Here is a 19,733-nt window from a genome sequence, read left to right on the forward strand (position 1 = left end):
TGCTCATGTATTTCATTTTGTACTATATAGTACGTTTTTGTTAATCGAAATTAACGTTGGCACGCTTGGTTTTGTTTAGTTTTCAAAGATCATTTACTTGAAACAACTTTATTATAATATCAAACATCATAACATAGAGTCAAGATGTTTTTATATTTTATTTCAACCTGTGTTGCGTGTTTCGCAGCAACGTATTCTAATATAACACCACGATCAACCTTAGGCAAGTGTTTTTTTCATTTAAGCATTACAGATACCATTCTAAATTTATCAATAAAAAAACCTTTGCCATCATAGCAAAGGTTTCCTTATTATTTGTGTCTCATTTGCGGGAAGAGTAACACATCACGTATAGATGGTGAATTTGTTAATAACATAACTAATCGGTCAATACCAATTCCTAACCCACCCGTTGGAGGCATACCGTATTCCAATGCTTCAATAAAGTCTTCATCCATCATATGGGCTTCATCATTACCTTGTTCTCTTTCTTTAAGCTGTGACTCAAATCTTTCTTTTTGATCAATAGGATCATTTAATTCAGTAAATGCATTAGCATGTTCTCTTGCAACAATGAATAACTCAAAGCGATCAGTAAAACGTGAGTCTTCATCATTTTTCTTAGCTAATGGAGAAATTTCAACCGGATGACCATATATGAATGTTGGCTGAATTAATTTCTCTTCTACTTTTTGTTCGAAGAATTCATTGACAATGTGTCCATATTGCATATGTTCATTGATCTCAACATTATGTTCTTTTGCTAGTTCACGAGCTTCCTCTACACTCATCTCTCTCCAGAAATCTGCACCAGTGTATTCCTTAATTGCATCTACCATATGAAGTCTTGTCCATTTCGGTTCAAGATTCACTTCATATTCTCCATATTGTACCGTAGTTGTGCCTAACACTTCTTTCGCAATATGTGCAATTACATTTTCAGTAAGTGCCATAATATCTTGATAGTCAGCATATGCTTCGTATAACTCAATCATTGTAAATTCTGGATTATGACGAGTTGATATACCTTCATTTCTAAATACACGACCAATTTCATAGACCTTCTCTAACCCACCTACTATAAGGCGTTTTAGATGCAGTTCTATCGCTATACGCATATAAAGAGACATGTCCAATGCATTATGATGTGTAATAAAAGGACGTGCGGAAGCCCCTCCAGGAATAGAGTGCATAGTTGGCGTTTCAACCTCTAAATAACCTTGGTCATCTAAATAACGTCGCATTGATTGTATGATTTTACTACGAGTTATAAAAGTGTTTTTACTCTCCTGACTCATAATTAAATCCACATATCTTTGACGATATCTTTGTTCAATATCTTTTAAACCATGGAACTTGTCTGGCAATGGACGTAGAGACTTTGTTAATAGTTCGAAAGATTTTACTTTAACCGAAAGTTCTCCAACTTTTGTTTTAAATACATTACCAGTCACACCTACGATATCTCCTAAATCTGCTGTATTGAAGATTTCATACGCTTCTTCTCCGATAGCATCTTTACGAACATAGATTTGGATTTGACCAGATAAATCTTGAATATGAGCAAAGCCAGCTTTTCCTTTGCCGCGTTTTGTCATAATACGACCTGCTATTGTAACAGATTCCTCTTTTTCATCTAGCTCTTCTTTTTCGATTTCGTTATAAGTAGAAAGAATATCCGCTGTTTGATGTGATCTATCAAAGCGTTTACCAAATGGATCTAGACCTTTATCACGTAAACTATGTAATTTCTCTCTTCTTACTTTTATCTGATCACTTAATTCTTCTTGATTCATCTCTTCTTGACTCATATTAAACACTCCTATTTTTTTGCAATTTATTAGCAGAAAACTGCCAGCACCCCTGACAGTTTATCTGCATAAAACAGCAAGTCACTTGTTATTAGCCAACTTGACTAGCACTCTCTTGTTTAGCTTCTATCTCTAAAACAAATTCATCTACTAGAGTTACGAATTCATCTCTTGTATTCGTTAAGTTAATACCATTTCTTACTGTAGCATTACCTCTGATACCTTTTAAGTACCATGCAGCATGCTTTCTCATTTCTCTTACCGCGATGTTTTCATTTTTGAGCTCGATTAAGCGGTCTAGATGTAATTTACAAACTTCCATCTTTTCACGAACTCCTGGTTCATCCATTAATTCACCAGTTTCTAAATATTTTACAGTGCGATATATCATCCAAGGATTTCCTAAAGCTGCACGACCTATCATAACACCATCAACACCTGTTTCTTCAAGCATACGCTTTGCATCTTGAGGTGTAGTGACATCTCCGTTGCCAATAACAGGTATGTTAACAGCTTCCTTAACTTCTTTAATGATATCCCAATTCGCTGTTCCTTCATACATTTGTACACGAGTACGACCATGAAGTGCTATAGCCTTACCACCTGCACGTTCGATTGCCCGAGCATTTTCCACTGCATAAATATGATTATCATCCCAGCCCATACGCATTTTAACAGTTACTGGCTTGTCTACAGCTTCTACTACAGCAGATACCATATCGTAAATCTTATTTGGATCTAATAGCCATTTTGCTCCTGCATCACATTTAGTAATCTTCGGCACAGGGCACCCCATGTTTATATCAATAATATCAGCTGTTGTGTTTTTATCAACAAATCTAGCAGCTTCAACTAATGTATCCTTTTCACCACCAAAGATTTGTAGACTCAAAGGCTTTTCTCTTTCATCAATATAAAGCATACCCATGGTTCTAGCATTATTTAATAAAATCGCCTTATCACTAACCATCTCTGCACAAACAAGGCCTGCACCAAACTCTTTAACCGTTAGTCGAAAGGCTGCATTACACACGCCTGCCATAGGTGCTAATACGACTCTATTTTTCAATTGTATATCACCAATACTAAACAAAAATGTTAACCTCCAATCTTTTCAGTTAATTCGGGGTAAGCTCTTCAACAGATACATTAAGAGCTTTAGCTACATCTTGAATAAATTGTTCATTGGGTTCACGGTTGCCTCTTTCTATTTCTCCTAATACAGAAACAGATACCCCAAGATCTTTCGCAAAGCTTTCTTGGGTAAAGCCTTTTAATTTTCTAAAAGCGCGAATACGTCTACCCCATTTTTCTGCTTCCATATTCGGACTCCTTCTTTATCATGTAATTGATCTATGATTGTTTTAATTGGTTGATCTAAAGTAGGAATGCTAACAGTTTTGTCTAATTCATATAAAGGAATTAACACAAATGCTCTTTCATGCATTCTTGGGTGAGGAACAATAAGTTCTTCTGCTTCAATATTTTCATTATTAAATAGTAAAATGTCAAGGTCTAACGTTCTTGGTCCCCATTTCACTTCGCGTTTTCGGTCTAATTCTTTTTCTATCTTTTGTAATTCAACCAGAAGCGCAACCGCTGATAAATCAGTCTTCACCTTAATAACCATATTTAGAAATTGCGCTTGATCTGTAAAGCCAATTGGATCTGTTTCATAAATTGAGGAAATATCATCCACTTGAATAAAATCATGTTTATTCACTTTCGAAATGGCATTTATTAAATAGCTTTCTCGATCTCCTATATTTGAACCAAGTGCTAGATAAACATCATGTTTCATGTTCTTCCCCTTTTAATCTCTACAGCTACTTCTTTATAATGTCCAGGTATTGGGGGATCTGGTTTTATTACCTTTACCGTACAATAATGCACAGCTGTAAATTCTATTAAAATTTTTTGAGCTATATTTTCAGCAACAGCTTCAACTAGCTTATATGGTTCACCTTCAACAATACTTTTACAACATTTATAAAGTGAGGCATAATTAATCGTTTGATCTAGATCATCTTGTTCTCCGGCTTTTTGTAAATCCAACTCAACTGTAAGATCTACTCTAAAACGTTGCCCTAATTTAGTTTCTTCCTTAAAAACTCCATGGTAGCCATAGAATTCCATTCCATCAACATAAATTTTATCGATGACCTCCATCCCCTTTCCCTAGCATAGCATCCATCATTCTAGCCATTCTTGACATCTCTAACACATCATGAATTCTGATAATATGACATCCTTTTTCTATACCTAAACAAATAGTAGCACCAGTACCTTCCACTCGTTCATTTGGTGGCAAATCCAAAATGTTTCCGATAAAGGATTTTCTAGAGGTACCTAAAAGCACCGGGTATCCCAGGCGAGTAAATGCATCCAAATTCCGCATAACATCCAGGTTATCATTTATTGTTTTGGCAAACCCAATCCCTGGATCAAGTATGATTTTATCATCTGTCACTCCAGCCTTTTTAGCGATATTAACTGATTCAAGCAAATCTACAATCATATCCGGGATAAGCTGATCATAGTTTCGATCATGGCGATTATGCATAAGAATTATTGGCACGTTATATAATGCTGCTATATTTGCCATTTCAGGATCTGCCTTTGCTCCCCAAACATCATTGATAATTGAAGCACCTGCCTCAATGGCTTGCTTTGCAACTTCCGCTTTATAAGTATCAATCGAAATTGGTACATCCAATTCCTTTGATAGCTTATCTATTACAGGGATTACTCTTGCCAATTCATCATCTATAGAAACCGCCTTAGATCCAGGTCTAGTTGATTCCCCGCCAATATCAATTATATCTGCACCGTTTTTAACCATTTCTTTTGCATGATAAGTGGCTAATTCAAGATCTGTATAATTTCCACCGTCAGAGAAGGAGTCTGGTGTTATATTTAAAATACCCATTACCAATGTCTTCTCTTCAATATTTAGGGAATATTTACCACAATTAATATAACACTGTTTGTTAGTACTAACTCTCATCCTCTTCTTCAGCCCTTTATAACTCATCTTTACTTAATAGTGTTTTCCTATAATGATCATACAAGTCCCTTAACTTTTTTACAATTGTTCCTTCATTACCGTCAAAAATATGATCATTTACTTTTTTCACCGCTATTATCTCTTGAGAGGAATTTGTTAGGATGACCTCCTCAGCTTCGAGCATTTGTTTCTTTGTATAAAAACCTTCGCTTACATCTATATCAAGATTCTCTAAGCACTTTATAATAAACTGTCTAGTTATTCCGTTAAGGATCCCCGTTTCAACTGCCGGGGTATAAACAGAGTTGTTTTTAACCCAAAAAACGTTTGATACAATACCTTCTGCCACAAAACCATTAGCAGTTAAAAATATCCCCTCATTTTCAGGTGTCTCCTTAATTTCTCGTTTCCCTAAAATGTTGTTTAAATAATGGTGTGACTTTAGTCGAAAGGGTCCTTCTGGAGTGTTTCTTGGAATTTCAAGGAGGACAACGTCTTTTTCATCGTTATTTAAAGGTGGGGCTTTCCTTAAAAAGCAGAGAAGATTTGGCTTATCATAAGTTTGAAGAAGCTTTCCTACCTCACCATTTCCTGCTGAAATATTCAAACGTACTGTTACATCTTCATCATGACATTGATTTAGCTTCAATAGCTTTTGAAGGATTTCCATTATTTCATCGAAATTTATTTGATAATGAATACCTAGTTCATCCACTGCTAATTGAAGTCTTTTTAAATGATCTTCTAATAGGAAAGGAAACCCTTTATAAACTCTAAATGTTTCAAATACACCTAAACCATAAAGAAAGCCATGATCAAATGGAGAAATCGTGGCTTCTGTATCCTTTACATAATGTGAATTTATATATATATACACGTAATTAGCTCTTTTCTACTAATTTATATTGATCTATAAAATTCTTTAATAGGTCTTTTCCAAAAGATGTCATAATGGATTCTGGATGAAATTGAACTCCTTCGATAGGTAATGTTTTATGACGTACGGCCATAATCTCATTTTCATCTGTCCATGCGGTAACTTCTAAACAGTCGGGAAGAGTTTCATTTTTAACAATAAGAGAATGATATCTCGTCGCTGTAAATGGGTTTTCCATGTTTTTAAAAATCGTATCACCATTATGATTAATTTCCGATGTTTTTCCATGCATCAACCGTTCAGCACGTATAACATCTCCACCAAACACCTGTGCAATTGATTGGTGACCAAGACACACACCAAAAATCGGAATCTTGCCTGCAAAGTATTCTATAGCTTCCATGCTTATGCCTGCTTCATTTGGACTACAAGGTCCAGGTGATATCATTAAAAATTGTGGGTTTAACTGTTCAATTTCTGAAATGGTTATTTCATCATTGCGCTTTACCATTAACTCTTCACCAAGTTCACCTAAATATTGTACTAAATTAAACGTAAATGAATCATAATTATCAATCATTAAAATCACTAAACTCACCTCAGCCTAAAATTTTCTCTTCTTTACTCAACTCAATTGCTTTAACTAAAGCCCTTGCTTTCTTTAAGGACTCTTTATATTCATAATCCGGATTAGAATCGATAACAATTCCAGCACCAGATTGAACATACCCAAAACCATCTTTAGCAAGTAATGTACGAATAACAATATTTAGCTCCATATTTTCATCAAAACCAATCCAGCCTATTGACCCTGTATAGATCCCTCGTCTTGTTGGTTCTAATTCTTCGATGATTTCCATCGTCCTTACCTTTGGTGCTCCTGTTATTGTACCACCTGGAAAGGTCGCTTTGATAACATCTGCATAATTTGCTTCATTTTTTAATTTCCCTCGAACATTTGAAACGATATGCATCACATGGGAGTACTTTTCAATCACCATAAATTCATTAACATGAACAGACCCATATTCACAAACTCTACCAAGATCATTACGTTCTAGATCAACAAGCATAACGTGCTCTGCTCTTTCTTTCTCGTTCTGTATTAATTCGTTTGCTAGCTTATTGTCTTCCTCTTCATCTCTACCCCTAGATCGTGTTCCAGCAATAGGACGCGTGCTGACTGAATCCCCTTGTTTTTTCACTAAAAGTTCTGGTGAACCACTAACAATTTGAAACTCAGGAAAATGCAGATAAGCCATATATGGTGATGGATTTATCTTCCGTAATGTTTCATATATTTTTAAGGGAGTATTCTCTAATTGGAAATGCTGTCTAACAGAAAGATTCACTTGGAATACATCACCCTGAGAGATATATTCTTTAATTGCATCAACAGCCTTTTTAAAGGCTTCTTTCGAAAAAGTAACAGGTGTATGTGTTGAAATATCAGGCTTAAGAAATGCTTCTTCACCTTCTATCTTACTTGTCCAGTCTTTCTTCAGTTCCTGTAATCTCTCTTGTGCCTTTGTAAGATTCTGATCATTATAATAATGTGTAATTAACCATAGTTTTGACGTTTGATGATCATATACGGCAACATCATCAAATAGCAGGAAATAAAGATCCGGTGTTTCCAAATCATCGTTAGCAACTACAGGTAACTTCTCAAAATGCCTTACACAATCATAGCTAATAAAACCTATTGCTCCACCTTGAAAGTCCGGCAGATCCGGATCTGACTTTGTATAATATTGACTAAACCATTCTCTAAAAAGATCAAGTGGTTTTCCACTCATAATCTCCCTTTCACCTTTATCGATAATAGTAAGTGTTTCACCCTTACCCTTAACAGATGCAAATGGATTAATTCCCGCTATACTATACCTTCCACCACGAGCACTTTCTAAAAAGGCATGTTCATTTTCATTCTTAGATAAATATTTATATTGATCAAAAAAGTTACCTTCATAGTCAAACTGTATGCTTAACGAAGTTCTTCTTTGGTGCATCTGTTATCTCTCCTTTAAAACTCTTACTACCATTTTACATAAATGTAATGAAGATAACATATTAATTTACTTTTTACATGTAGAAAATACAAACTTTTAAACTTTTTGAATAAAAAAAGAGGCTGACAAAGTCAAGCCTCTCTCTTAATGTATGAAAATCAATCAAATTGATATAACGGAGTACTTAAGTAACGCTCACCATTACTTGGAATAACAGCTAAGACTTTTTTACCTTTTCCAAGCTCTTTAGCAACCTTTAATGCTGCAAAAATCGCTGCACCAGATGAAATACCACCAAGAATACCCTCTTCTTTAGCAGCTCTTCTTGCTGTTTCAAATGCTTCTTCATTTTTAACAGTAATAACTTCATCATATACATTAGTATTAAGGATATCTGGAACAAACCCTGCACCAATACCTTGGATTTTATGAGGACCTGGTTTTCCACCTGAAAGAACTGGTGAATCTGTTGGCTCTACTGCATATATCTTAATATCTGAATAATTCTCTTTTAAAACTGATCCAGCCCCAGTGATTGTACCACCTGTACCAATACCAGATACAAAGGCATCTAATTGATCACCCATTTGTGAAACAATTTCTTTACCAGTTGTTAAACGGTGAACTTCTGGATTTGCTTCATTTTTAAATTGTTGAGGCATAAAGTAACCATGTTCTTTTGAAAGCTCTTCAGCTTTACGAATTGCTCCACCCATTCCTTCAGCACCTGGTGTAAGGACTAATTCTGCACCATATGCACGAAGAAGATTTCTACGTTCCATACTCATTGTATCAGGCATAACTAAGATTGCTTTAATGCCTTTTGCTGCAGCAACCATAGCTAAACCAATACCAGTATTTCCACTAGTTGGTTCAATAATTGTGTCACCTGGTTTTAAATCACCCTTTTGTTCAGCAGCTTCAATCATTGCAAGACCGATACGATCTTTAACACTGCTTCCTGGGTTCATAAACTCAAGCTTTAAATAAACATCTGCACTATTATCATCTACAAGTCTGTTTAGCTTTACAATTGGTGTTTCTCCTATAAGTTCATGTATAGAATTTGCTACGCGTGACATCTAAGTTCCTCCCCTATCCCGAGTAATTTCATTGGATTTATAAGTAATATAGCAATTCTTTTCATAATTGTCAAAACATTTTACTTACTTTACCTTACGTTTTATTACTTATTTTCATAAAACCAAGTTACTCCTATTTCATCCCATAAAGGATCGACTGAAACATTACCTTCCATCTGCTCTAATGCAATTTGTCTACGAATTTGACTCTTCACATCTTCATAGGTGTAAGCTTTACCTTTAATTTTTTCATGAAGCATGATAACCGCATAACCTGTATCTACTTTTATCGGGCCACTCCATTCCCCTTTATCAAGGCTTGAAGCTTCTTCTAAATAAGAGCCAGGTACATATTCATTATTAGTAGAGATAAATCCGATATCTCCTCCCTGATTTGCTGTAAACTCATCAGTTGAGACTTCTAAAGCAAGAGCTTCAAAACTTGAACCTCCATTTAATTCTTCAATCACCATTTTAGCTTCTTTTTCTGACTTTACGATAATGTGAGATAAATGATATGTTTCATCTATATCATATAACTCTTTATTGCTATCATAGAACTTCCTTATCTCTTCCTCTGATACAGATACATCACGCGTTAATAATTCTTCTAATAAGATACTATAACGAATTTGTTGCTCCCAGTTTTGCTCGTTTCCAAACTGTTCCTCATCTAAAGAGTTATACATTGATTTATAAACAGCCAATTCACGTTGAATGAGTTCATCAGAAACTGTTATTTCATATTTTTCAGCCAGTTCCTCTACTACATGTAGATTCACTAATTCTTTTAATGTTTCTTGTCCAAATTGCTCTTCTAGTTTGTTCATCCATTGATCTCTAGATATTGTTTCTTCTCCAATCGTTGCAATTACCTCATTCTGTTCATCTTCATTTGATGATACAGGGATGGCTCCTTGCCCTTGATTTTTTGAAGTAAAATAGCCTATTGTCACGCAGTTTGTGATAACTAAGCTAAAAATGATCACCCACAGTGTTTTACTACCCAACTCTTCCAACTCCCACAATTAGCAAAAGTACTACTCTGCTGCTCTCTTTAATTCTTCTAGATCTTGTTTATTAAGATGGTATAACTCATTGCAAAAGTGGCACTGTGCTTCTGCTTGACCATCCTCATCAATCATTGCCTGTATTTCCTCTGTCCCTAAACTAACAATTGCATTTTCAATTCGTTCTTTTGAACAATGACATTTAAACTGGACAGGTTGCTTGTCTAAAATCCTAACATTTCCCTCACCAAGAACTTCTTCTAGTATTTCTTCAGGAGTTAAACCTCGTTGAATTAATCTTGAAATCGGTTCAATTGTACTTAATCTTTGTTCAATTTTTGTTATTGTGTCTTCTTCAGCACCAGGTAATAACTGAATAATAAATCCACCTGAAGCTAATATTGTATTATCAGGATTCACTAATACTCCTACTCCAACTGAAGAAGGAATTTGTTCTGATGTTACTAAATAATATGTAAAATCTTCTCCTAATTCACCAGATACAATCGGTACTTGTCCAGAGAAGTGGTCTTTCAAGCCTAAATCTTTAACAACTGTTAAATTCCCTTCGGTCCCTACTGCTCTAGCTACATCTAGTTTTCCTTTATCATTTAAATCAAAATGTGTTTGAGGGTTTGTCACATATCCTCTTACCTCACCCTTTGAATTACTGTCTACAAGGATAGGACCTAAAGGACCTCCACCTTCAATTTTTATCGTTAACTTTGCATCACCTTTTAGCATAGAACCTAGCATGACACCAGCTGTCATTGAACGTCCTAAAGCAGCAGAAGCTGTTGGCCAGGTTTGATGTCTTCTTTGAGCCTCCGCTACTGTATCTGTTGTTCTAGATGCATAGGCTCTTACTTGATCATTATATGCAAGAGCTTTTATTAAATAATCCATGTTGTAAAATCTCCTTCCAAGCCCATCGATAGTTTCTTCATCAATTAGTGTTTCTTTCGTATATAAGTTGTAGTCCTCTTAATGTTAAAAATGGGTCAACAATATCGATACTATCCGATTCTTTCGCAATTAGATTTGCTAAACCACCTGTTGCTATAACCTTTGGAGCATGACTTGAGTGGTCTTTCATTCTCTTAACAATTCCCTCTACCTGACCTACATAACCATATAATATCCCAGCCTGCATCGCGCTAACTGTATTTTTCCCGATTATATGATCTGGTCGAGAAATTTCAATTCGTGGCAATTTAGCTGCTCTTGAGTAAAGTGCCTCTGTTGAGATATTTATCCCAGGAGCAATTGCACCACCCATATATTGCTTGTCTTCATTAATATAACAGTATGTAGTTGCTGTTCCGAAGTCGACAATTATGAGCGGACTACCATAATCTTGAATACCCGCTACTGCATTAACAATACGGTCAGCACCAACTTCGCGTGGATTTTCGTATTTTATATTCAGCCCTGTCTTAATTCCTGGACCTACCACAAGAGGTTTTATAGCAAAATACTTCACACACATTCTTTCTAGAGCAAACATAATCGGAGGAACAACAGACGATATAATAATTCCATCAATTTGATCAAAAGAAAGCCCAACATGTTCAAATAGATTTTTTATTATAATACCAAACTCATCCTCTGTTTTATTTCTACTTGTTTCTATTCGCCAATGATGTTTTAAATCATCATTTTCATATACCCCTAAAACGGTATTTGTATTACCAACGTCCAATACAAGAATCACAGAAATCACCACTTTATTATTGTTCTATTATGTATGTATTTCCATACAACTTCATTTTATCATAAAGTTCCTTTATACCCCTATCTAGAAAAACCAATGATTTCATTTTAAATAAAATATAACATTACACTTCATAGTGATCATACTTAAAGGAAAACTAGAGCTGATTTGAATTCGTAGATTCCCTACTGTCTTCAGCTCCATTCCACTGATTCTAAAAAATAGTATGCAAATTAAAACCCGAATTATTAGGCTTCTGATTAGTTGAAATATCACCAATAATTCGGGTTTATCATTAGCTTAAATACTTAATGTCCCAGCCGCTTCTTCATAAGAGCAATAGTTGAAACACTTTAGAGTTAACCTAGAAAAAATGCCCCATACCCCATAGCCCCAACAATTACGAGAGCTGGATGAACCTTAAATTTCTCCAGAAGGAAAAAACTAGTAGCAACCAGAATAAGTGATTGCCAAAGACCAGTATCTTCATACGAGGTAAAGAAAAAACTAAATGCCATCACTCCCAATAATACTGCAATGGTTGGTCGAATGAAGGTCGTCATCCTTTTTACTTTCGGTGAATCTTTATATTTATATAGAAATCCTAAAAGCACGATCATCAAGATAAGCGACGGAGCAACAGTTGCAAAAATACCTACTAAACTTCCTAGCACTCCCCCCTGTTGATAGCCAATATATCCTGCCATCTTCGTAGCGATAGGTCCTGGTAAAGCATTACCCAATGCAAGAACCTCGCTAAATTCACTTACATTCATCCATCCATACCGATCAACTACCTCATTCTCTACGAGTGGAATGGATGCAGGACCGCCTCCGTATCCTAAAATCCCCGGAATAAAAAAGGCAAGGAATATCTCCCAATAAATCACGAAGCATTCCCCCTTTCAAAATCACGATCTTTGTCTGGTCCTTTATCCTTTTTTAAGACTGCAGCTAGCAGCAGGATCCCAATTAAAATAGCTGGATGTAATCCTAGAATCTCCATTAATAAAAAGCTAAAACATATGAATGCTAAAGATTTAATCCAACCTAGAGATTGCTGTGATTTTTTGAAAAAGTCCCAAGTTAACGTCGCTAACATTACCCCAACGACAGGGACAACTGCAGCTGTCATCCCCTGTACCCAAGGATAATCTTTAATGGAAGTGATTGTTGTTAATAAAACGATCATTAATATAATGGTCGGTATAATGGTTGATAATGTTGCATTTATCAACCCTAAAACACCGGCAACACGGTACCCAATATACCCTGCCATCTTAGTTGCAATAGGTCCTGGGAGTGTGTTACCAAGAGCTAACACATCTGCAAACTCATCGTCATTCATCCATTTATATTTATCAACCACTTCTTTGTGAACTAGTGGGATTGATGACGGTCCACCACCATAACCAAGCATTCCAACACGAAAAAACGCTAGAAAGATTTGTAAGTGCTTCATCTATTTCACCCTTCATATTAAATTTTTATGAATGATTGACATTAGAATTTTTCGGCTCGATTTATTCTTATTCTTTTTCTATTTACTGTATTTTAACAGTCTGATGTAAGTAATCATTTAAAGTCTAGAGTCATCTTTATTCATAACTCCTTCCTATACAATATTTATGTATGATATTAGCATTTATGTTTTTTCTACCTTCGTTTGTTAGTTTAATAGTTTAATTAGATTAACAAACGAAATCCATTTGTGATTATATAGGAAATAACGCTAACTTTCTATACAAATCAGATAAAATGATATAATACGATTAGCAAACTGGTAGAGCTCACTTCTTATTAGCTAAAATAGTCAATAAAAAATAATGACTAAAGGAAAGCCATTCTTTCTCTCAGTCATTATTCATGTTTTTCAATGTTTTTTCTTAAGTTATTTTGATAATCATAACTTCATACCACTACGGCTCTTAAAACGCCTTAACAATATATGACTTTCTACTCTGTTAATTCCCTCAAGGGCATATAGTTCATCGTTAATAAATTTTTCTAATGCAATGAAGTCATCAACCAACACATGCATATGTAATGTACTTGGTCCCGTCATTTGGTAACAGCTAGACACAAAAGGATTTTCCGCTAAAGTTTCAGCAACCTCAACTAAATAAGCCGGCTCACAATCCACCTCAAAAAAAGCCGAAACATTTTTACCCACTTTTTCAGAATTAATAACCACACTAAATTTTTCAATTACGTCATTATTAATCAACTGGTTTACACGTTCTCGAACTGATACCCGTGACATATCAAGCTCTTTTCCAATATCTGAATAAGACATTCTACCATTAATTGTAAGAAGCTCTAGTATTTTACGATCAATATGATCTATCTTCAATAACAACCCATCCTTTTAACTTATATAACACAAGTATAGTAATAAGAAGGATTGGATAAAAGTCTTAACGAAGAAAAAAATCTAGTTCAATTTTCAATATAGGAAATATTAACTTTTCGCATACCAATTAAAATAGATAATAAGATCCCAATGACTAGTCCAAACTTTGGCCCTGCTATAATTGTGACTGTAAAAGTCGAAAGGAGAATAAATCCATCTAACACATTGTTTCTCAGTATTTCTGCAGTCTCTTTCACATCAATTAATTTGATTACCGATAATAAGATGATAGTTGAGAGGACAACCTTCGGAATAAACGAAAACAGAGATGTAAGATAAATTAGTGAAACTAAAACGATGCCTACACTTAAAACAGATGAGAATTTAGTTATAGCACCAGAGCTATAGTTAACCGCTGATCTTGAAAACCCTCCCGCAACAGGCATAGCAGAGAAAAAACCTCCAACGATATTCGCAAGACCTAACGATTTCAGTTCTGTATTAGATCTAAGAGAATAACCTTCTTTCTTTGCAATTACCTTCCCGATTGCAAAGGTTTCAATAAAGCCTATAAAAGCTATTACAATGGCAATTGGTATCATTGAAGTTATCTTTTCCATAGTGAACACAGGAAAAACAAGAGGGGGCATACCCATAGGAATTTTACCAATTAAAGCAACACCATACATATCAAGATTTAGTAGATACACACAAAATACACTTATGATAATAAGAATAATAGGTTGAGGATAATTCGGAATCATTTTCTTTAATAAGATAAGCACAATTATTGATAAGATAGCCATAATGGAAGAGATGACATGAATCTCATCCATATGGGTAAGGATCATCCATAATGAAGAAATCATGTTACTACGATCATACAAAGGTATTTTAACCATTTCACTTATTTGATTCATTGATATAATAACGGCACAACCTGAAGTAAAGCCACTAATCACTCCATGAGGAACATATTCAACAATCACTCCGAATTTCATCGATGATAAAAGAAATTGTATGACGCCAACTAGAACTGTCAACACCAAAACATACTCCATATATTCAGTTGTTCCGATTGCTGCTATCGGTGTGACTCCGCTGTATATAAGAATAGAGATGATAGCAACAGGCCCTATTGAAACATGAGGAGAGGAACCGAATAAAAGATAGATAAGAACCGGAATAGTCGCTGTATATAAACCAATTACAGGAGGTAATCCTGCAATTAATGCATATGCAATACCTTGTGGAATGACTAATGTTGCAACGACTAGGCCAGAGGAGATATCTCCCTTCAAATAATCCTTTTTATAGCTCAAAAATGACAATTTAACGCCTCCTAACATAGGACCTTTGATTGTTCATTTCATCATATTCTATCTATCATAGATTATTCGTCCCAACCACATAACATATGGATATACTTACAGGTTAATCTTATTTAAAACAGCTCAGATTATTTCTCACATATGCTCACGAAAATCAATAAAAAGATCACTATCTTCCAACCGCTGCTCCATCACTTCTTGGATCAACTCCACCATGAAGAAAGCCTTTATCATCAATCAAAATTGCATTCGCATGACCCATAACCGTATCAAAATCCCCGACTTTATTTACGATATGACCTGCTTTCATTAATTGCTCAAGTATAGTAAAATCTACTCTCCCTTCAACCTTCAATTCTTGTGTTTCTTGTCCCCACGTTCTGCCCCACACAAATCTTGGAGCATTAATTGCTTTTTGTGGATTCATTCCATAATCAATCATTCTAGTAATAATCGCTGTTTGAGTTTGCGGCTGACCTTCTCCTCCTTGTGTTCCATACAAAATATATGGTCGATCATCCTTCAGAGCCATAGCTGGCATTAAAGTGTGAAAGGTTCTTTTCCTCGGTTCGAGACAATTAACATCATTCGGATTTAATGAAAAAAACGAGCCTCTGTTTTGCATGATAATCCCAGTGTCTCCAGCTAAAACTCCTGATCCAAATTCGAAATATAGACTTTGAATAAATGAAACAGCATTGCCTTCTTCATCAACGACAGCTGCATGCGCTGTATCACTTCCTACAGGCTTAGTGTTTATATCTTTTGCTGAGTTAAACTGTATCGAACTTGCCATTTCCTTTGCGTACTGTTTACTTAGTAATTTTTCTAAAGGGATATCATAATAAGTAGGATCTGTTAAATGTATATTGCGATCTTGAAAACTTCTTTTCAGGGATTCTACTAATAAATGATAATACTCAAAAGACCCTTCAGATATTGATGTAAGATCATAGGTTTCTAAAATGTTTAGAGCCATTAAACCTACAAAGCCTTGTGAGTTTGGTGGAACCTGATACATATCATATCCTCGATATGTTGTAGATAGTGGGTCAGTCCATTCTCCTTTATGATCAGCAAAGTCCTCTAATGTCAACACCCCTCCCTTATCCTTTAAACTAGAAATAAGTCTTGATGCCATTTCTCCTTTATAAAACCATTCTCTCCCAAACGAAGCTAGCCCTTTTAAGGTGTTTGCTAAATCCCCTTGAATAAACCTTTCATTTACTAGAGGGATTTTTCCTTGTGATAAAAAGACACGGGCTATATCCTCATCCACCTTCAGCATTTCAACATTTTTAACTGTGTTTTCATGTTGATCGACCGAAAATGGAAACCCCTTTGTTGCATATTCAATTGCCGGCTTCAAAACCTCTACGAGTGATAATCGACCATATTCACTTAACACCGCTTCCCAACTATCTACCATCCCAGGAACAGTAATGACACTATCAATTCCACGTGTTGGAATTGCACTCTGACCCTTATAATTATCAGGTGATACATTTACCCCAGTACGTCCACTTCCATTATAAGCACGAACTTTTTGGTCACTTTTACTATAAGTGAGCCAAAAAGAATCTCCGCCAATACCTGTCATATGAGGATAAACTACGGCAAGACATGCACTAACAGCCACCGCAGCATCAAAAGCATTTCCTCCCCTCTCAAGTATGCTGTTACCTGCTTGAGAAGCTAAGTAATGCGGACTAACAACCATTGATTTCGAACCAACAATAGCTTTGTTCATGCTTACTCCCCCTTCATATCACACATTGATTAAGACAGTGTCAGTAGCTACTAACCCAATTATTTTATAGCTGCATTTTCAATTGGTTTAATCCAACCTCCACAAGATAATGCACCATCTAATATCTCCCCGTTCTTAAACACAGCATTTCCCCGATTAATCGTTCCAACAATTCGACATGGAAATGAATAATTCATATATAAACTATCTTTATGCTTAGCATAAAAATTTCCTTTTGACACAACAAAAGGTTTTTCAAGTGAAACAATAGCAAAATCAGCATCTGCACCAACCCTTATTTGACCTTTATCAGAAAGGCCAAATCTTTTTGCAGGAGCTTCTGCTGTCCACTTTGCCACAAGCTCAAAGGGTATATCATAATTTAGTGCAAGTTTTATCATTGATAAAAGTGTGAACTGTCCTCCACTTATACCACCCCAAGCTTCAAAGAGATTATGAACATTAGGGTCTTTCAAATCATAAGGACAAGGAGAATGATCAGATGAAACCATATCAAATTTTTGATTGATTAATAGAGAAATCAATTTTTCCTGCTCATTCTTTTCTCGCAAAGGAGGAGCACATTTAGCTACCGTCCCCAATTCTCTAAGGTGATCATGGTTAAACAATAGATAATGCGGACAGGTTTCTACTGTCAGATCTAATCCTCTTGATTTTGCCTGCTCTATTTTCTCAATAGCTTTCGCAGAGCTAATATGAACAAAGTGAAGTGCACAACCTGTTAGCTCTGAATAATAGATCGCTCTTTCTACAGCTTCGACCTCTGCAATGATAGGACGTGTCTCTAAGTAATCATCTGCACTTACCTTACCTTCTTGTTCTTTTTGTTCTTTTAGCCAATCTGTCATAGCTGCACTTTCCGAATGAAGAGCCAAAACCTTTCCTAACTTAGCAATGATTTTCATCCCATTGAGCAATGTTAGATCATCTACCGCTTCAAACTCTTTATTTCCAGTTGTTGATAAAAATGCCTTAAAGCCAATAACTCCATCACGAGCAAGTCCCTCTAAACTTGATTCATTTCCTGGAACAAGACCACCCCACAAACTAAAATCAACACAGGATTTCTCATTACCAAGTCTCACCTTTTCATGAAGCGCTTCCTGAGTAACAGTTGATGGTATTCCATTCAAAGGCATATCAAAGTAAGTTGTACAACCACCTGCAGCCATCATTTGTGAACCTGTAAGAAACCCTTCCCAATGTTCTCTTCCCGGCTCACTAAAATGCACATGTACATCAATCATCCCTGGAAAGACATATTGATTCTTTGCATCCCAAACCTTGATACCCTCTATAGGTATTACTTTATCTATTAAAACAATCTTGCCATCTTTTATCCCAAGATCCACTTTGTCCACACCATTCGGAAAAACAACCGTCCCATCTTTAATTATTAGATCAAATTGAACCATTAAATATCCCCCCCTTAGACTACGTATGCCTTAGGCTCTAAGATTCAGATGAAATTGTCTGTATCACCCCATCGAAAATTAATGAATTTTCTGTCAATTTATTTTGCTATTTGACTAACTAATGTGCTGATTCATATACATCTAATGCTGCTTGTAAACCTTTACCTATATTTATATTAGCTCGATGACGAATTAACACTGCTTCTAGTGCAGATAAAACAAATAGAACGTTTTCTTTCCGACAACTATAACCCATTGTTCCAATGCGCCAAATCTTACCGTGAAGAGGTCCAAATGAACTAGCAATTTCAATGCCAAATTGAGTTAAGAGCATTGTTCGAACCGACTCACCATCAATTCCTTCTGGGATACAAATACAAGTGACCATCGGCAGCTTCCATGGAACATCATTAAACAGCTCTAACCCTAACGCTTTTATTCCTTCAACAAGAGCCTTTTCATGCAATTGATGTCTTTCAAATCTCTCTGATAAACCCTCCTGAAGCACTATCCGAACTCCTTCTCTTAATGCGTATAGCATTGAAGTAGCCTCTGTATGATGATTAAGTCTTCTTGGTCCCCAATAATCTTGAAGCTGACTTAAATCAAAATAATTACTACGAATCGGCTGGCCTACACTCACATTATCCTTTTCTGTCGCTATACCCTTCTCTACTTTTTTCCTCTTTAAAAGTACTTCTTCAATCCGGTTATTGTACGTAATAGGAGCCATCCCCGAAGGAAGTGACAAGCACTTTTGCGTACCACCAATCACTGCATCTAATTGCCACCTGTCTACCTTCACATCTGTTCCACCAATGGTAGCAACAGCATCAACTACACATAATACACCAAGCTCTCGACAAGCAGGACCTACCTGATCTAACTGTTGCATACATCCTGTTGAGGTTTCACCATGCACAATCGCCAATACCTTTGGCTTTATTCTTTTCATTTTATCTATAATCTCTTGTTGTTCAAAAATTTTTCCCCATTCACAATTGATCGTATAAACCTCTGCACCGTTACGTTCTGCAATTTCTGTTAACAAAAATCCAAATCTCCCAAATATCGGGATAAGAACTTTATCTCCAGGCTCAATAACACTGCATAATACAGCTTCAATACCAGATCTCGATGTTCCATCAATCGGAAATGTCCATTTATTTGTTGTTTGAAAAACATGACGTAGCATATCCATCGTTTCATTCATCATCTCAGTAAATGCTGGATCAAACTGTCCTAAAATTGGTGTACTCATTGCACGCAATACTCTTGGATCAGCTTCAACTGGACCTGGAGTCATAATTGTCCGTAAAGGCACATCTATCTCTTTATAAGTCTTCATTA

Annotated in this window: 20 protein-coding genes; all 20 read right to left on the reverse strand. The window is 35.7% G+C overall.

Annotated elements, in window-relative coordinates:
* Positions 1 to 311 precede the first annotated feature (311 nt).
* The 20 genes from lysS to JOC75_RS22475 all read right to left on the reverse strand — a co-directional run bounded on the left by lysS (position 312) and on the right by JOC75_RS22475 (position 19,731).
* Positions 312 to 1,811 carry a lysine--tRNA ligase gene (lysS, locus tag JOC75_RS22380; RefSeq protein ID WP_204956166.1) on the reverse strand — a complete coding sequence of 500 codons (1,500 nt, stop codon included), beginning with the start codon at positions 1,809 to 1,811 and terminating at the stop codon, positions 312 to 314.
* A gap of 91 nt (positions 1,812 to 1,902) precedes the next feature.
* Complete coding sequence (gene dusB / locus JOC75_RS22385) at positions 1,903 to 2,904, reverse strand: tRNA dihydrouridine synthase DusB (protein WP_204956167.1); 1,002 nt, start codon at positions 2,902 to 2,904, stop codon at positions 1,903 to 1,905.
* 25 nt (positions 2,905 to 2,929) lie between these two features.
* Complete coding sequence (locus tag JOC75_RS22390; RefSeq protein ID WP_146950599.1) at positions 2,930 to 3,133, reverse strand: helix-turn-helix domain-containing protein; 204 nt, start codon at positions 3,131 to 3,133, stop codon at positions 2,930 to 2,932.
* Complete coding sequence (gene folK, locus JOC75_RS22395) at positions 3,085 to 3,612, reverse strand: 2-amino-4-hydroxy-6-hydroxymethyldihydropteridine diphosphokinase (protein WP_204956168.1); 528 nt, start codon at positions 3,610 to 3,612, stop codon at positions 3,085 to 3,087. The genes JOC75_RS22390 and folK overlap by 49 nt, the downstream gene beginning before the upstream one ends.
* Positions 3,609 to 3,971, reverse strand: coding sequence for a dihydroneopterin aldolase (gene folB / locus JOC75_RS22400; RefSeq protein WP_204956214.1), 363 nt, complete (start codon positions 3,969 to 3,971; stop codon positions 3,609 to 3,611). The genes folK and folB overlap by 4 nt, the downstream gene beginning before the upstream one ends.
* Positions 3,964 to 4,818, reverse strand: coding sequence for a dihydropteroate synthase (folP, locus tag JOC75_RS22405; protein WP_204956169.1), 855 nt, complete (start codon positions 4,816 to 4,818; stop codon positions 3,964 to 3,966). The genes folB and folP overlap by 8 nt, the downstream gene beginning before the upstream one ends.
* Positions 4,819 to 4,834: 16 nt before the next feature.
* Positions 4,835 to 5,695, reverse strand: coding sequence for an aminodeoxychorismate lyase (pabC, locus tag JOC75_RS22410; RefSeq protein WP_204956170.1), 861 nt, complete (start codon positions 5,693 to 5,695; stop codon positions 4,835 to 4,837).
* 4 nt (positions 5,696 to 5,699) lie between these two features.
* The gene (pabA, locus tag JOC75_RS22415; protein WP_204956171.1) at positions 5,700 to 6,284 is read right to left on the reverse strand and encodes an aminodeoxychorismate/anthranilate synthase component II; all 585 of its coding nucleotides are present in this window, start codon (positions 6,282 to 6,284) and stop codon (positions 5,700 to 5,702) included.
* 10 nt (positions 6,285 to 6,294) lie between these two features.
* Entirely contained in the window at positions 6,295 to 7,707 is a 1,413-nt protein-coding gene (gene trpE, locus JOC75_RS22420; protein ID WP_204956172.1) for an anthranilate synthase component I, read from the reverse strand.
* Positions 7,708 to 7,865: 158 nt separating this feature from the next.
* Positions 7,866 to 8,789, reverse strand: a complete 924-nt coding sequence (cysK, locus tag JOC75_RS22425; RefSeq protein ID WP_204956173.1) for a cysteine synthase A — start codon at positions 8,787 to 8,789, stop codon at positions 7,866 to 7,868.
* 104 nt (positions 8,790 to 8,893) lie between these two features.
* The gene (locus JOC75_RS22430; protein ID WP_204956174.1) at positions 8,894 to 9,799 is read right to left on the reverse strand and encodes a peptidyl-prolyl cis-trans isomerase; all 906 of its coding nucleotides are present in this window, start codon (positions 9,797 to 9,799) and stop codon (positions 8,894 to 8,896) included.
* Between the two features lie 30 nt (positions 9,800 to 9,829).
* Positions 9,830 to 10,705, reverse strand: a complete 876-nt coding sequence (hslO, locus tag JOC75_RS22435) for an Hsp33 family molecular chaperone HslO (protein WP_204956175.1) — start codon at positions 10,703 to 10,705, stop codon at positions 9,830 to 9,832.
* Positions 10,706 to 10,745: 40 nt separating this feature from the next.
* Positions 10,746 to 11,513 (reverse strand): type III pantothenate kinase, encoded by a 768-nt coding sequence (locus JOC75_RS22440; RefSeq protein WP_204956176.1) that lies wholly within the window; start codon positions 11,511 to 11,513, stop codon positions 10,746 to 10,748.
* A 359-nt stretch (positions 11,514 to 11,872) separates the two neighbouring features.
* Positions 11,873 to 12,403 carry a chromate transporter gene (locus JOC75_RS22445; protein WP_204956177.1) on the reverse strand — a complete coding sequence of 177 codons (531 nt, stop codon included), beginning with the start codon at positions 12,401 to 12,403 and terminating at the stop codon, positions 11,873 to 11,875.
* The gene (locus JOC75_RS22450; RefSeq protein ID WP_204956178.1) at positions 12,400 to 12,975 is read right to left on the reverse strand and encodes a chromate transporter; all 576 of its coding nucleotides are present in this window, start codon (positions 12,973 to 12,975) and stop codon (positions 12,400 to 12,402) included. Before JOC75_RS22450 ends, JOC75_RS22445 begins: the two co-directional genes overlap by 4 nt.
* 441 nt (positions 12,976 to 13,416) lie before the next feature.
* The gene (locus JOC75_RS22455; protein ID WP_204956179.1) at positions 13,417 to 13,866 is read right to left on the reverse strand and encodes an Lrp/AsnC family transcriptional regulator; all 450 of its coding nucleotides are present in this window, start codon (positions 13,864 to 13,866) and stop codon (positions 13,417 to 13,419) included.
* 86 nt (positions 13,867 to 13,952) lie between these two features.
* A complete protein-coding gene (locus JOC75_RS22460; protein WP_204956180.1) occupies positions 13,953 to 15,197 on the reverse strand; it encodes a SulP family inorganic anion transporter in 1,245 nt (414 codons plus the stop codon).
* A gap of 169 nt (positions 15,198 to 15,366) precedes the next feature.
* Positions 15,367 to 16,947, reverse strand: a complete 1,581-nt coding sequence (gene ggt / locus JOC75_RS22465) for a gamma-glutamyltransferase (RefSeq protein WP_204956181.1) — start codon at positions 16,945 to 16,947, stop codon at positions 15,367 to 15,369.
* Positions 16,948 to 17,006: 59 nt separating this feature from the next.
* Complete coding sequence (locus JOC75_RS22470) at positions 17,007 to 18,383, reverse strand: allantoinase (protein WP_204956182.1); 1,377 nt, start codon at positions 18,381 to 18,383, stop codon at positions 17,007 to 17,009.
* Positions 18,384 to 18,501: 118 nt separating this feature from the next.
* Positions 18,502 to 19,731 carry a pyridoxal-phosphate-dependent aminotransferase family protein gene (locus JOC75_RS22475; RefSeq protein WP_204956183.1) on the reverse strand — a complete coding sequence of 410 codons (1,230 nt, stop codon included), beginning with the start codon at positions 19,729 to 19,731 and terminating at the stop codon, positions 18,502 to 18,504.
* Positions 19,732 to 19,733: the final 2 nt, after the last annotated feature.

Source organism: Metabacillus crassostreae (assembly GCF_016908395.1).
Lineage (GTDB): Bacteria > Bacillota > Bacilli > Bacillales > Bacillaceae > Metabacillus > Metabacillus crassostreae.